This is a genomic window from Bacillus sp. Medicinal_06, from assembly GCF_056711665.1.
This window is the reverse complement of record NZ_JBWYHD010000011.1, coordinates 1-15206: the sequence shown is the minus strand read 5'-3', so window position 1 is coordinate 15206 and position 15206 is coordinate 1. Positions and strand designations below refer to the sequence as shown.

Sequence of the window (15206 nt, the reverse complement as noted above, 5' to 3'; positions counted from 1 at the left end):
AAAAGTAGTTATGCCCTAATTGAGTCATTTTTACTGACACAAAATGTATCAGCGACTAAATTGCTAAATTCTCGTAAATAATACAGATAATTGTCTCCTCCATAGTTATATTTTTTGTTATACATTTTGGCAACGACAATATTATACTCGGGAATAACTAAAATCGTGGGTCCTGTATTCCCTAATATTTGATACGAACCTTTAGGAACTCTTTCGCCAAGTTCGCTTTGTAAAGCTGGTATGTTTTGTACAAACCAAAAGCACCCGTTTTGTGGTAAGTCTGTGTTTTCGTATTTTGGACTTTGAAGGCTTGTTGCAATTTTAATGACCTCTTTCGGTACAATTTGTTTTCCGTTTATATACCCTTCATTTAAATGCAAACTCCCCCAATAGACGAATTCTCTGGCAGAAACAAAAAGATTTTTTTCTGTTCCATCATCTAACATCCCAGTACTACAAATTGCTTCTTCGTAGGGATTTACTATTACTTTTACCAAATTCTCATCATGCTTTTTTCTCCATCCGGTTTCTTTAAAGCCTGCAGGTATAAAGATACGTTCTTTTAATAATGCAGGAAAGCTTTTATTGTATAGCTGATAAATAAGGTGTGTCATCATACGTACGTTAATATCTCTATATGCCCACCCTTTTCCAGGCTCGAATTCTCGATAAATGGTCCCGTCTTCTTTTTCATTTAAACCATGTGAATGAGTTACTAGATGTCTTAAGGTTGTCTTACCAAGCAAATTTTTATCATAGTTTTTAAAATAATCTGCTGCATAATCATCCAAGTGCTTTATTTTCCCTTCATATAGTGCATAAGCAACTGCTAAACCTAAATAACTCTTTCTAGCTGAAGCAACATTAAATTGTGAAGAGGCAGTTACCTTTTGGCTATTCGGAGAGTTCGAATGGTTGCCGCTATAGTATTCTAGTACTATTCTATTATCTTTCATAATACAAAGTGCTGCTGCAGAACTATCATTCCGTTCTTTTATATCTTCTACCCATGAAACTAATTTCTGATATGTATCCAATGTATGATTCACCTCGATATGAACTCTATATCGAATATTAAATTGGAAACAGAAATTACCCTTTAATTTTTCTATTCTATAAAACGAAAGAAAAGTGCTTTTGTAGTCCAATCATGTATATGCACTTTTCTTTCATCCAAAATTCACCCATGTTTCAAACTTAAATGAACCACCAGCTCCAGCAACCAAAGCAACCAAAGCAGCCGAAACATCTGAAACATCCACCGCAACGTCCGCATCCGCCACAACGCCCGCAACCACCGCAGCGTCCACAACCGCCGAATTGTTGACGAGCATCTTCTTGAACATAATAATATGGATATTGATTTTGTTGATCCCAATACACAACATTTCCAGCTTGATAATCATTTAAGTTCAAGGATTGCAGTTCTTGTTGAAATTCATTCATTTGTATGACCTCCGTTTATAAGTTAAAGCTTCTATCCAGCATAATTCATCGATGTTTTTCAATATTCTTTTGCTTGTTTAAGCTACGTAATAAACAGCGCTAAATATAGAAATATAGACTAATTGCAATACGTACAACAACAAAATATGAGCTTTTACTGGGTGATGTACCTTGTTCGGTTGCCTATTTTTAGATAGCTTATATATTGGGTTCGTCTTTATAAATGAAATGATGAAAGAAATTTTACAAATATGAAATTAAGATGAGGATCTTATATTCTTTGTAGGAGCATGATCAGAAGTGTACTTCTTTTGTCCAATCAAGGTGAATCAATTATTTTATTTGAGGATGACGACTCTCTTTAATGGTTATTAAGAATAAGTTGGGTACTATGCAGTATTATTAACACTTAAGTACCCAGTACCCTTCATCAATGCTTTATAAATTGCTAATCCAACAATTTGATAAATCTCCTTTTTGTACCTTTTCTATTAATCTTTGAACAGAGGGTTCGGGCATTATTTTATATGTAATTAGATTTTCATTATTAGGGATAATCCAATGAAATTCCAAATAATGAGGTTCTTTAGAAATCGGTGTTATATCACTGTACAAGTCTTTACTATAAACTTCGAAAACATGGTTAATTTCATAATGAAGATTCTCACTATCTTGCCACTCGTTTTCAATCACTCCTAGAAAGCGCTTAACTTCACAATCTATACCTATTTCTTCTTTCAGTTCGCGAATTAATGCGTATTCTGCAGGTTCTCCTAATTCTACATGGCCACCTGGTAGAAAAGAATGATGCCCTTTGTAATTTGCTATTAAAAGTTTGTTATTTTTTATAATAATCCCTCTTACAATATAATGGAATTTTGTTTTCATTAGGTTCCTCCTCTTTATGTAGTAACTGCTTTATAGTATTTATTTTTTGTTCTTCTATAACGATCGTGAATAGATTTTGATTACATTTGTCCGAAATACCCATTTAGTAGTGGAATAATGTAAATCATCGGTGTTTCGTAGGGATGAATGCGTTTAATAACTGCCAGTGCCTCTTTTACTATTTCTCGTTTACACCTTATTTCCACTTTACATATTTATCTAAATTGCATACTTTGTTTCCACACCTTTTCTTCATTAAAATTAAATAAGTAAACGATAAACTTCTTCTCCATCATAAACATGACCAAGATCTACAAAACCATAGCTTTCATATAATTTTTTTGCTCGGGTGTTTTCTTTGTGAACAGTTAGACGAACTTCTTTACACTGAGAGAAATGATGGGTAATCCATTTAATCATTTCTATTAAAGTAGATTTTCCGTATCCTTTTCCTTGATATTTTTCATCAATCAAAAAACCATTAATCCAATACATATCTTCTGTATTTCTATCAAAGGCATGCACAATAAACCCAACCATAATTTCATTATCATATATAGCAAATGGTATATATTCTACGTTATCGCCATCTGGTTTTACATATATTTTCGCAAGCGATACAGCCACAGGTGGCACAAACTGTTTTTGCTTGTTGGATACTTGCAAATTTAGTGCTTCTTCCCAGTTTTCTCTTGTTACGATTTTTAATTGTATGTTTGCCATATGTAGCTCCTTTGGAATAACAGATTATGAAATCGTTGAAAAGTACTTATGTGAATTGAATTTACAAAAATAATTGGTACGAAAAAACCTCATTCATTTTTATTCTTTTTTTATATTCGTTTCATTCCATTAATCTCCTTTTTCTCATATAGATTTTAAAACATCGAATGTGATTTATTTACATTGTTTGTTCTTTTAATACATATGTTTTGATCTTTTTCACTTTTTATATGTGCGAGTATAACGCCAAATAATGTTATGCCACCACCAAGTATAGATAACACAGTTGGAACTTCCCCTAACCATATCCAACTAAGAAAGCATGCAAACGCTGGCGTTAAATAAAGTGAGCTCGTTGCTTCAGAGGCCCCAGCATGAGAAGTTATATAAGCTAAAGCGATATAAGGAAGTACCGTTGGAAAAAGACCTAAATACACAGCACTAAAAGTAACTTCTATAGGAGCTTTTACTATTTCAGAGCCGAGCCCTGGTAAAAAGATTAGCATGAATAAAGTCCCTGCCCATATCGTATATACAGTAAACGGTAAGCTTCCATACTTTTTGAGGAATGGTTTTTGAAAGACAAAGAATAGACTTTCTGAAAATGCAGCAAGCAGTATAAGTAGTATGCCAGTCTATCCATCCCTATAATTTGAATTTTTCACGAAAAAATATACAAGCAAGAATTGCAGTAAAGATAGGGGTAGTAACTGATACAATCAAACTTGCGGGGCCAGCGCTCACACTTTGCTCTCCATAATTTAAGGCGATATGATAAACAGTAAAACCTAAGCCGCCTAGTATGAATATTACTGGTATGTCTTTTAATTCTGGTAGACGCATTTTACTTATGATTGCCAAAATAAATAAAGCGAATGAAGCGATTAGTAAACGTAGTAGTGTAAGGTGTTCCGGTGTATACGCTTCAAGACCAACACGAATTCCAGGAAATGCAGAACCCCAAAGAACAATCGTAATGCAGTGCGCGAATAAAATACGGAAATTCCATTTACTATTTTTCATATCATTCATTCCTTTCATATAGAAAAGCCAACCACTTTTCTCTTTCCAATTATTTCTTTTCATAATATTCAATCGTTGATAAAATGTCTTCAACCACTTCTTTAATAAAAAACCAACCACTTTACAGTTCATTAGTGGAAAAAAGGGAGCTTTTTATGAGTACGTATGATCAAAAGTTGAAAAAACAACCTCCTAAGTACCAACAGATTATGGATTATATGAAAGAAAAGATTACAAATGGCGAATGGCCCATAGGTAGCAAAATCCCAAGCCAACGAAAATTGGCACAGATATTTGATGTAAATCGAAGTACGGTAATTACTGCATTAGAAGAATTAACGGCAGATGGTTTAATCAAAGGAAAGATGGGTATGGGTACAATTGTGGTCAATAATACATGGACCCTATTAGCTACTGACCCACCGCCTAATTGGGATGAGTATGTAAAAGCAGGTTTACATAAACCAAGTAAAGGAATGGTTCAAGAAATTAATAAAGCGGAATCAAATGAAAAATTCATTCATCTTAGTAAAGGTGAACTTGCTTCTGATATTTTCCCATTAGAAACAATGCAATCAGTCATGCAAGAAGTATCTAAAAATCTCACTGTTTTTGGATATGAAGAACCAAAGGGTTTTCTACCTCTACGTGAAGCCATCAGTAATTATGTAAGTTCATTTGGCATTCATGTTTCGCCACCTTCAATATTAATCGTCTCTGGAGCCTTACAAGCATTACAGTTAATATCTGTTGGTCTTCTATATAAGGGATCCACAGTTATACTCGAACAGCCTTCTTACCTCTATTCGCTTCATGTATTCCAATCAGCAGGAATGCGGTTATCAGGAGTGTCCTTGGATTGCCCAAAAGCTATACCAAGTGAATTATTTAGAAGGAATAAATTTACTAGTGAAAAAACAATTTTATATTCTATTCCTAGTTTTCATAATCCAACAGGAACTTTAATGTCAGAAATGCGGCGAAAAGAACTTTTGAAAGTGTGTGAGAAAGAACGACTTCCTGTTATTGAAGATGATATTTACCGAGAATTATGGATTGATGAACCACCTCCTTTCCCGTTAAAAGCAATGGATAAACACGGACATGTATTATACATCGGTAGTTTATCTAAGACACTAAGTCCAGGTTTAAGGATTGGATGGATTATCGGTCCAGAACCTGTAATTGAACGATTATCAGATATAAAAATGCAAACGGATTATGGCTCTAGTTCTTTATCACAAAGAGTTGCTGCTGAATGGTTATCTAGCGGCTTATATGAGAGACATGTAGAATCTGTGAGAAAACAGCTACAGGAGCGCAGACACGTGATGCTTCAAGCATTGAATATATACTGTAAGAATATTGCAGAATGGAATGTTCCTAGTGGTGGATTTTTTATATGGTTAAAAATAAAACCGAAAATCTCAATGAAAAAACTATACACAAAGGCGTTATCTAAAGGAATACTCCTTAACCCAGGACGTATTTATGGAGAAGAGTCTGATCAGCACATTCGACTTTCGTATGGCTATGCATCTGTGGAAGATCTTACAAAAGGAATCTATCAATTAAGTGAAATTATTCGAGAATTAATGGAATCATAGGAAAATCCTCTTCCTTATAGGAAGAGGATTTCGGATGCATAAATATCGTTTTTCATATCAGTAATCTATTATTGAACTTCAAGAATTCATTTGGCCTTTGTGCCAGATGCGAAATCAGTATAATAAATTTCATATGGAGCATTTCCAGTTACAACGAATGCACCTTTTCCTTTAACATGTTTTCCAGCTTGAACTGTTTCAGTTAAAGAGTCAATTATTAACGTATTTTCTTTGAAAGATTTTTAAGTTACACTATCTTATTTGCTATAAATTATTTTATCCAAACCCCCTTTTATAAAATCTGTTTTCCCCTCACAATAACGATCAATATCATATCGATAGTTTTCAGCTAATCTATATTTCAATTCTTCATATTTTTTCCGCGCGTTCTCATTAGTTGATAAATAATCCCGTAGAGCGATATGCTCTAAATAGCCTTTACTATCCTTTGGACAAACATAGAGATGATACCTCATGAAATCATCTTTATAGGTTCTTTGGAAAGCTTCACGTCCTTCAATTCCTAAATTACCTTGATGTTGAAAGCCTATCTTCTCTAACCTTTGTATAATATTAGGCAAAATATCATAACTATCTATAACTACGTCAATATCAATAATTGGCTTTGCTGCTAAGCCTTCAACAGAGGTACTTCCTACATGCTCAATTCGTAAAATTAAATCACCTATATAACTTTCAATCATCATTTTAATTTTCTTGAATTCCGTTTTCCATTTAGTATTATACGGCATGATTTCTATCGTTCTCGTTTTTTCAGTCACTACCGTTTCCTCCTTATCATCCTTTCATTTCTTTCCCTAATACAGTAAAAAGAATCCATCGGGATAAAAGACCGCTCAAAATGGATTCTAGCATTATCATTTTAGCGACATAGCAAGCCGCATCACCAGGCGTATAGGAAGTGAAGGGTTTGACATTTGATTTAGGTCTCCAACAAAAAATAAATCCTTCAAAGGATAATAAAACGCAAATGATCCTGTTGTGCCGGAGTGTCCTATCAACTCACCTTTTCCCATAAAAAGTGTTGTAAGACCATTTAATGGGATTCGCATATATCCACTACTATATTGAATTGGAAACATTGAACTTTGTAATTTGTTATATATTTTTAGTTCATGAAAAATACTTTTATTAAAAAGCTTTCCTCCAAAGAAAGCTTTGATAAATATCATTAATTCACGAGTTGTAGAAATACCACCACCGCTAGCGCGACTGCTTTTAATGAATTTCGGACGGGAAAGAGCAGTATCTTTATAAAAAAAATTAGGAACGAAATCGTGTTCATTTTCTAATAGATGAGTATTTTTGAGCTCTAAGGGGACAAAAATCAACTTGTTATATACATCTTCTAATGTTGAATTCGTAATTGTTTCAATTACTTTTCCAAGCATGTCGAAGTTTATATCTGCATAATAAGCTCTTTTTATCGTGCCAGGTGCAAAGTGTGGTTTCAACTTCTTAGTCAATGTTATCATTTTATCAAAATCAATGTACATATCTTTATGGATGACACTTTTTTTAACACTATTACTGCTTTCTTCAAATGCATCCGGTAATCCGCTTGTTTGAAATAATAAATTAAAGAGTGTAAGATTTGAAGAATATTCGTGACCTTTATAAATATGGAGATTATTCAAAGTCTCCTTTTTAAAATATTTCGTTACTTCGTCATCAAGTGACAGCTTGCCTTTCTCTCTTAAAATAAATATACAAGTGGTTGTAAATAATTTTGTGATGCTTGCCATAAGAAATGGTGTATCTATATTTTTCCCTCCATACCCGGTACTATATAAAAAATCTCCACTTGTGTTTTCGACAAGTAGAACACACTCATGTATTTGTTTTGAACTTTTCGTTCTCCTGAAAACTTTTTCGATTTTTCTTTCCATACGCACCCTTCCGTCATTGTATTTTTGCCGTTGATTTTATCTTTTTGTTACTAGTTTCCATCATTAACAAGTTTTATTCGCAGAAATGAATTAATATTACTTCTTTCGTAAATCTTCGGTTCCAAACTAAGCATGATTTAACGTAACCTATTTTAATCGTCAAAATGAATTTTTTGAAATTAGATTCTGCAAACGATCCGGATAATTGGTAAACATGCCATCTACACCCCATTCAAGTAATTTTTTCATATCTTCCTTCTTATCCACTGTAAATGGGTGAACTTTTAAGCCTTGTGCTTGTATTTTTTGAACAACGGTAGCATCCATAGATGTAAAATTCATCCCCAAGCCCACACAATAAGTTTTGTACTTCTTCAAGTCTTCATTGGTTAATCTCGTTGCTGTTTTGTGTGTTAATAATTGCACTAGAGGAATGCTAGGATTTAGACTATGAATCTTTTTTAAACTTTCTTTACTAAATGATTGGATGATTACCTTTTCCTTTACAACAGTCGGATCAATTAGTTGGGATTGGCTAAGTGTTTCTAACAGCCTTTCTTCCATTCTGGGATAGTCCTCTGGTGATTTTGTTTCGATATAATAACGAGCGTCATGGCCAAACGTTTCAATAATCTCTTCAAGCGTTGGTACTTTTATACCGTTAAATTCTTCTTTTGCTAGATTGGGATGTTCTGTATTAAAAGAGCTACCCGCATCAAGTCTTTTTATTTCTTCTAATGTATGATCTTTAACGAATCCTGATCCATTTGTTGTTCGATTTAATGTTTCATCATGCATAGCAATTAAGTGCCCGTCCTTTGTCATTTGAAGATCTATTTCTATATAATCACCTTTTAATTGTTGACCTAATTTGTAGGATGGTATTGTATGTTCTGGAGCATATGCGGATGCTCCTCTATGAGCAATTGTTATTACTTTATCTGGTTGGTTTTTAGCTTTTATATACTTGTTCTCGTTTGTTTGCTGTAAAACAGCAATGCTTATTCCTATCAAGATGCAAATAGTTGTGGTAATAAGTGCTTTTTTCATTGTGATATTTTAACTCCTAACCTTGGACTCTATTTATATATATTACACGATAAATTTTAAGCACGTATAAACATGTTATTAAAGCTTTGTAATAAAAGCATCTGGTCTACATAATAAATAACCATGCCCTAAGGATTGAATATACCTGAAAGCATGGTCACTTTACTATGATTTACGATTCAATATTTGTAGGTACGTCCTTTATACCTTTTTTAATCGGTAAGCAAGCACCTATTAGTGCGATTATAGCACATCCAATAAACATAATAGGTAATCCGTATACAGCAAGTAAAGATAACGTACCAAAAATAATTAGATCCAGTATAGAATCAAGTACTGATAACAATGAAATTGTTGTTGCACGTACATGTGATGGGATTATATCATTACTTATCTGTGAATAAATTGGATATCTTATTGCTCTTACAAATCGTAAGATAATAAACGCTCCTAAAACAATCCATAATGTATTTCCAAAACATGCTGCTAATAGTAAACCTCCGACAGCTAATGCACTTGAAAAATTCAATAAAAATATACGAGAGAATTTTCGGGTTAACCATCCTATAGAAATGGATGCAAAATATCCGCCTATTGCAGCAATTGCATATAATATACCAATTGCAAATACAGGAACTCCTGCATTTTTCAATAGTAGTTGATCATAGTTGTCAAACACTGCACTCGCTGGAATAAATACAAGTGATATATTTAAGAACATGATGAGTAATTGAGGTGCTTTTCGAATCACTTGTATTCCTTCGAGTACTTGTGAATACGATGACCCACTATATTTAAATCCTGCCTTTGGATTTTTTATAAATAAAAGTAAAATCAATTCTACGAAATGGAACAGTAGCCCAAGTATAATTAAAATTAGAAATTGCTCTTCCTTCAAATCTCTCGCAAAATAAGATCCGAAAACAACAGCGATCAACATTGAAATAAAGCTCGCTGATTGAATCTTACCCATTGCTTTATCCATAAGATGTTGTTCATTTGTTTCTTTTAAAGATTCATAGATTAAGGCTTCATCAGCACCTGAGAAGAAAGTGACTGATAAACCATTTAATAAGCTATATAAACAAAATAACCATATGTTATCAGCAAAGATTAAAATTGAAATGCTTGCAATTTTTATAAAAGCCCCCGTTATAAAAGAGAGTTTTAAACCAAATCGATCTGCAAACACCCCTGCGGGTACTTCTCCAATTAGAACAGCTCCACTCCAGCACATTAATACAATAAAAATATTGGAAGGAGTTAATCCTCTTTCTACATAAAATAATGTCATAACTGCTTGTAAAAAGCTAATTGTTCCAAAAAAATGAACCCAAAATAAAATATAAATATTATGTTTTGCTAGCGTATATTTCTTCAAACGTTCTCCTACTTTCCGTATTTAGTTATTTGCTTTTTAATCGGAAGTAGGAGTGTTAAGTTAGCTTAAATGCTATTCACTCCTCTTCCTTCATTTGAGAATGTTTTTAAAGTTTTTAACATGCTAATTCCCCCTTACGTTTAATTAAGTGTATCGTAACAAAAATTCTTAATATTCACAAAGATATTTTATAAACTGGATAGGATTGTCGAAATGGAAAAAGTGGTATATAATAAGCAGTAACATTACTAGTAATTATTTTAGGTATTCCTAGAATAAAGGAGCGATACATATGAAAATTACTATTTATTTCGGAAGTCATGAAGATCAAGATGTACGTACAATGGATTGTCATTTAGATGTAGACGATGCAGAAGAACTTGTCTCTGTTTCATAATATAAATTACGAATAAAGTGGGTTGAAACATCTTCCCTATCACGTTCAAGACACCTTTTAAAAGGTGTCTTTTTTATTGTTTTCTGATGAAAATCTCTTTACTTTATAGCGATTAAATAGTAAAATATAAATATACGAACAAACGTTCTTTTTTATTTCAATCGTACTTGAAGGGATGATTTTTACAATGGCTCAAAACAAGCGCAGAGGAAGAAAAAAGCATACACCTACTATCTCAAATACAGGCTTTATCGGTTCTGTGTTTATTGATACATTGGAACTACAAAAGAAATCCTATTATTTTGCTCGTAAAAAATTACAAATCGTACATCATGTATTAGATGGTCTTGCAGGAGCAACAAGCTCTCTATTTAAAGAACATAATATTTCCGCCTATATGTCTTGTGTGTATTTACATAAACAAAAGAAAATTGGTTTCGTGCTTTCAACAAAACCTTTTGAACAAGCTGATGGTGTTGCTTATTTTAAAAATTACTTAATTGAAAAGAATTTTTATGATAATGAAGATGCTGAATTTCAAGAGGTATTTAATACAGGCTTTATCGGTGTTGTATTTGCTGATCTATCAAGCATTGATCGATTTAACTTTGAGTTTGAAATGAGCATGCTATCAAAATTAATGAAAGATATGATCATTCCTGTTAAAGAACTCTTTTTACGCCATAATACTCCTGCTTATATCTCTACCTCACATTTAGAGGACCAAAATAAATTAGGGTTTGTTTTATCTGTAAAACCTTATGATGAACGTGCAGAAGCAGATTTATATTTTGAAACATATTTAAAAGAACGTGGCTTATACATTGGCGATGAAGAAGACGATATTGATAAGATTGTTATTCGAAAAAAAGTTGAATTGATATAGAAGAAATGCAGGATCCATTACAATCCTGCATTTTTTATTTGAAAGTCTCGTTTTCTAAAATAACAACGGAATCGTTAGTCATTCTACCAGCTTCTTTTGTATAACTAACAAGTCGTTGTATATTATCGCAACACAATTTTGCTCCCCATACGAGTAATGGTACACCGATAAAATCAATATGTAACCTTCTTGAAAACAAGCCTCCAAATGTCATCGGAAGTGGAACTGTTGGCGATGTGTTTGAAAAGATAATTTTTTCATTGTTTTGATATTGTTGTTGAAGGATCTCTCCTAAGTTCTTCATCGCTGGAACGACCAACTTTTCTGTTCCATGCCCTATTGTATAGACTGGGTTTCCCCCCTCGTCTCGCCCGCGAAAAATGATTTTTCCCATGTCTGAAGTCTTGAGTTTATTGAAATAATCCACATTTAAAATTTCCTCTTTTGTCAATTTTCGATCGGTTGGAAGTTTATTTAAATGGTATGCTGCAGCAAGTGAAGTTGTATGTGTCCCGCCAAAATCAGTGTAAATAAAAATCATAATCTCATTCCTTTGTCATTTACGTTCAATAATTATTAGTATCACCATTTCATCATTTACTAATCAATAGGCACTTTGATTTTATAACTTACTTGTTTTAATTCGTAATTTTCCCTTGTGCTAAAACTACGATAAGAATAACGATGATGATATTCTTATTCCCCACTCAATCTAGATAGGATATAATTATATATTACTGAAAGGATGGTGTATTTCCTTTGAATATTCTTGAAACAGAGCGTCTTACCCTTCGTCTACAAACAACTGATGATGCGGCGTTTATCCTTGAACTTTTGAATGATCCCTCTTGGTTGCAGTTTATAGGCGATCGTGGTGTGAAAACGCTGGAAGACGCAAAGGCTTATATTTTGAATGGACCGATTCGTATGTATGAACAATTTGGTTTTTGTCTTTTTTTAGTGGAACGAAAGGAAGATCATGTTCCAATTGGAATCTGTGGTCTAGTAAAAAGAGATTCCTTAGAGGATGTGGATATTGGGTTTGCCTTTCTTCCAAAGTATTGGGATAAAGGGTATGCCTATGAAGCAGCTTCTGAGGTGATGACATATGGAAAAGATAAGCTGGGGCTAAATCGTATTGTAGGGATTACTACTCCAGATAATCATGCTTCAGCTAAGCTTCTTAAAAAAGTAGGATTGCAGTTTGAACGATTGATTCGATTGCCTAATGATACTGAAGAACTTAATTTGTTTGTATTTGATAAACGACAAGAAAGCCACATAAATAAATAGTAACTCATGTAAAAAGACCCTCCATTCGGGAGAGTCTTTTTCTTATTTGCTAATCTTATGTAGACTACCTATCGGTATGATCATTTTATAGCCTGAACTGATACTGGTTTCCACCCCTTGTTTTCCACCCAATCAATATATACTTTATATTTTTTATTGTTTTGCTTATCTCGCACATTTCCATATGCTTTATTCGTTCCATTATTTCCAATAAAATCATAAATGAGTTGTGATTCAGGAACATCGACAGCGTAAGAAATTGCCTTTTTCATCTCATTCCAATCTGTCGTTCCCTCTTTAAATTGCATGGCAGGCTTTGTCCCTTGTTCTGTACCAATTGGTTCCCATTGCTTATTTTGTTCTGTTTGATCTGTATTTTTGTCCAGTTGATTTTTATTTGTTACTTCTTTATTGGCCTTCTGTTCTTCCATTCTATAATTCTTTTGTTCTTCTTGTTTTTTTACTTGATTTTCATTGTTCTGTTTTTCTGTTTCCTTTATTTTTAAGCTTTCTGTTTCTTGATTTTGTTGCTCTGTTAATTTTTGTTTTTCAACTTCTTTGTTTATTTGTTCTTTTGATGCATCTTTTTCGGATTGTTTTGTTTTTTGTTCCTCTATTTTTTTGTTTTTCGCCTCTTCAGATGCTTGTTGGGCTACTTTCTTTTCTTCTGGACGCTCTTTTCCTTTTGTTTGATCAGTAAAAAATAACTGATAAGATACCATGCTAACCGCCAATAATACTAAACTTAATCCAATATTCACAACGCCTCGCTGTCGACGATTTTGTTGTTTTTCTCGAAACCTACTTTCATTTCCCATTCCTGAAACCTCCATATAACTGTTACAGTGAAACTGTATGTTGTTTTCTTTACTTTAGACTCTAGTAAGTTTATTTTCATATTTTTGATGCCGATAAACTTTAAAATTCCATATGTATAGTCGTTCCTCTTTCCCCCTTATCACTTACATAAACCTCTATTGTAAATACGTTTTTTAATTAGTACATTATTAAACATGCTTTTCTATATTACATTTTAATATTCAGAATTTCAATAATAAATTAATGTTAAGCTAGAATGTTTTTACTATTTTTAATACAAGTATCAATCTTTTCAACAATTCATCTATTTTTATAAAAACATTTAACAATTGAATATAAAAAGACGTGCATTTTAGTACGCACATCTTTTTATATTTTTACACTCTTACTAACTTCAATATGAAAATTAAATTAAATTAAATTTCTTTAGCATCCAATGACCGTCCTGAATATAATTTCGTCTTCGATGGTTATTAATAACATTACAAATGCTCCTACAATAACCACTACTTGTATGGAAATGAAGTGAGTAGCAACTCCAAAAACTATAGTTGTAAGAATGGTTAGAATCGCAATAAGTAATTCATACATACTTCCGCCCCTCCCCATCATATCTACAGGTATATTGTTTTGATAAAATGTATAAAATCCCGTATTAGCAAAGGCCATAGAAAAGGAAAGGATAAAGAAACCGATAGCTGCTATTAAGAAATGATTTGAGAAAGCATACACGATATATCCAATCGAGATGCATAATGATCCGATACCAATTAAAAATGAAATAGCTAATTTCTTTGTAAAAACGGTGTTTACTAGAGCTCCGGCGACAAAGCCAATACCAGCAATACTTACTAGAAATCCATAGTGACTATCTGATAATGAAAGAATTTCTTTAGAAAAAGATAATTCAAGTAAATCCATCGCTGCAGTTAATACCGTCATTCCATGAAATAAAAAACTGTTTATATAGGTTTGTTAATTTGGATTATTTTATTTTTTATATAAATACGGTGCGTGAAATTGCCTGTTTTGCACAAACTTTAATTCGTGTTTTTTATTCTCTTTACATATATTTATGAAGAGAATGGAGGGATATGAATGAGAATTGCGTACACAGAAACTGATGTGAACTTGTTAGCTCGTCTAATGAGAGCAGAAGCAGAAGGCGAAGGACAACAAGGGATGTTGGAAATGTCGGTGTGAACAGAGTAATGTGCAATTGCTTAGACTTTAAAGGAATTACAAATATTGAGCAAATGGTGTATCAACAACAAGGTGGAAGTTATTCATTCGAAGCCGTGACAAAAGGATATTTTTATCAACGTGCAAGAGAAATTGACAAAGAGCTAGCAAGAAAATGTCTGGAATATTGGAGAGGGCATCCCGCAACCAATTCCCTTTGGTTTTTTAATCCCGCAGGAAATTGTCCGCCCGTTTGGTGGAATCAGACATTAGCAGGACAATACAAGGAGCATTGTTTCTATCAACCAACGCAAGCAGATTGTCCAAAAGTATATGCTGGAAAATAAGTGTTTATTTTATTAGTGTTTCAAAGATTTACTACAAATAATGAGGCTTATAGAAATGAATATAACTTTAAAACATTTTTAACTTCCTCTTCTCTTTCAAAAGTTAGCCAAAAGAAAAAGCCTTGCTAGTGGTATTATCCCCTTTAAGTAGACAGTGTAAAAAGACCATGTACATACATGGATGTTACACTATTACTTGGAGGGGATTTTTCGTGGTTAAAAAAGGTACAACATTCAATACGTATTCAGATGGA

At 33.0% G+C, this 15206-nt stretch carries 13 protein-coding genes and 4 pseudogenes; 4 read left to right on the top strand and 13 right to left on the bottom strand.

What is annotated here, in order from left to right:
- Nucleotides 1–8: 8 nt before the first annotated feature.
- The 6 genes and pseudogenes from AC1M36_RS22035 to AC1M36_RS22010 form a co-directional block, all read right to left on the bottom strand.
- On the bottom strand, nt 9–1037 hold the full coding sequence (locus tag AC1M36_RS22035; RefSeq protein ID WP_336451102.1) for a serine hydrolase domain-containing protein: 1029 nt from the start codon (nt 1035–1037) through the stop codon (nt 9–11).
- Between the two features lie 160 nt (nt 1038–1197).
- Nucleotides 1198–1446, bottom strand: coding sequence for a heterocycloanthracin/sonorensin family bacteriocin (locus tag AC1M36_RS22030; RefSeq protein WP_336451103.1), 249 nt, complete (start codon nt 1444–1446; stop codon nt 1198–1200).
- A gap of 438 nt (nt 1447–1884) precedes the next feature.
- The gene (locus AC1M36_RS22025; RefSeq protein ID WP_479846203.1) at nt 1885–2334 is read right to left on the bottom strand and encodes an NUDIX domain-containing protein; all 450 of its coding nucleotides are present in this window, start codon (nt 2332–2334) and stop codon (nt 1885–1887) included.
- A gap of 80 nt (nt 2335–2414) precedes the next feature.
- A pseudogene (locus AC1M36_RS22020) lies at nt 2415–2546 on the bottom strand (cytochrome C biogenesis protein); the annotation flags it as partial.
- 49 nt (nt 2547–2595) lie between these two features.
- The gene (locus AC1M36_RS22015; RefSeq protein ID WP_479846202.1) at nt 2596–3057 is read right to left on the bottom strand and encodes a GNAT family N-acetyltransferase; all 462 of its coding nucleotides are present in this window, start codon (nt 3055–3057) and stop codon (nt 2596–2598) included.
- Nucleotides 3058–3212: 155 nt separating this feature from the next.
- A pseudogene (locus tag AC1M36_RS22010) lies at nt 3213–4080 on the bottom strand (DMT family transporter).
- A 155-nt stretch (nt 4081–4235) separates the two neighbouring features.
- Here AC1M36_RS22010 and AC1M36_RS22005 point away from each other — a divergent pair.
- Entirely contained in the window at nt 4236–5687 is a 1452-nt protein-coding gene (locus tag AC1M36_RS22005) for an aminotransferase-like domain-containing protein (RefSeq protein WP_336451106.1), read from the top strand.
- A 257-nt stretch (nt 5688–5944) separates the two neighbouring features.
- Here the strand turns inward: AC1M36_RS22005 and AC1M36_RS22000 are convergent, their stop codons facing one another.
- The 4 genes from AC1M36_RS22000 to AC1M36_RS21985 form a co-directional block, all read right to left on the bottom strand.
- Nucleotides 5945–6469 (bottom strand): GrpB family protein, encoded by a 525-nt coding sequence (locus AC1M36_RS22000; protein WP_479846201.1) that lies wholly within the window; start codon nt 6467–6469, stop codon nt 5945–5947.
- Between the two features lie 96 nt (nt 6470–6565).
- Complete coding sequence (locus tag AC1M36_RS21995; RefSeq protein WP_479846200.1) at nt 6566–7597, bottom strand: serine hydrolase domain-containing protein; 1032 nt, start codon at nt 7595–7597, stop codon at nt 6566–6568.
- Nucleotides 7598–7756: 159 nt separating this feature from the next.
- On the bottom strand, nt 7757–8647 hold the full coding sequence (locus tag AC1M36_RS21990) for a glycerophosphodiester phosphodiesterase (protein ID WP_336451109.1): 891 nt from the start codon (nt 8645–8647) through the stop codon (nt 7757–7759).
- A gap of 172 nt (nt 8648–8819) precedes the next feature.
- Nucleotides 8820–10028, bottom strand: a complete 1209-nt coding sequence (locus AC1M36_RS21985) for an MFS transporter (protein WP_479846199.1) — start codon at nt 10026–10028, stop codon at nt 8820–8822.
- Nucleotides 10029–10600: 572 nt separating this feature from the next.
- On the opposite strand from AC1M36_RS21985, the gene AC1M36_RS21980 reads away from it, so the two are divergent.
- Entirely contained in the window at nt 10601–11311 is a 711-nt protein-coding gene (locus AC1M36_RS21980; protein WP_479846198.1) for a hypothetical protein, read from the top strand.
- A gap of 34 nt (nt 11312–11345) precedes the next feature.
- Here AC1M36_RS21980 and AC1M36_RS21975 read toward each other — a convergent pair whose 3' ends face one another.
- Nucleotides 11346–11852 carry a DUF3189 family protein gene (locus AC1M36_RS21975; protein WP_479846197.1) on the bottom strand — a complete coding sequence of 169 codons (507 nt, stop codon included), beginning with the start codon at nt 11850–11852 and terminating at the stop codon, nt 11346–11348.
- A gap of 218 nt (nt 11853–12070) precedes the next feature.
- Between AC1M36_RS21975 and AC1M36_RS21970 the strand changes: the two genes are divergently transcribed.
- The gene (locus AC1M36_RS21970) at nt 12071–12604 is read left to right on the top strand and encodes a GNAT family N-acetyltransferase (RefSeq protein WP_336451113.1); all 534 of its coding nucleotides are present in this window, start codon (nt 12071–12073) and stop codon (nt 12602–12604) included.
- Nucleotides 12605–12684: 80 nt separating this feature from the next.
- Here AC1M36_RS21970 and AC1M36_RS21965 read toward each other — a convergent pair whose 3' ends face one another.
- Both AC1M36_RS21965 and AC1M36_RS21960 read right to left on the bottom strand, forming a co-directional pair.
- A complete protein-coding gene (locus AC1M36_RS21965; protein WP_479846196.1) occupies nt 12685–13422 on the bottom strand; it encodes a YrrS family protein in 738 nt (245 codons plus the stop codon).
- A gap of 466 nt (nt 13423–13888) precedes the next feature.
- A pseudogene (locus AC1M36_RS21960) lies at nt 13889–14380 on the bottom strand (MFS transporter); the annotation flags it as partial.
- Nucleotides 14381–14521: 141 nt separating this feature from the next.
- On the opposite strand from AC1M36_RS21960, the pseudogene AC1M36_RS21955 reads away from it, so the two are divergent.
- Nucleotides 14522–14952: pseudogene (locus AC1M36_RS21955) on the top strand (cell wall hydrolase).
- Nucleotides 14953–15206 lie beyond the last annotated feature (254 nt).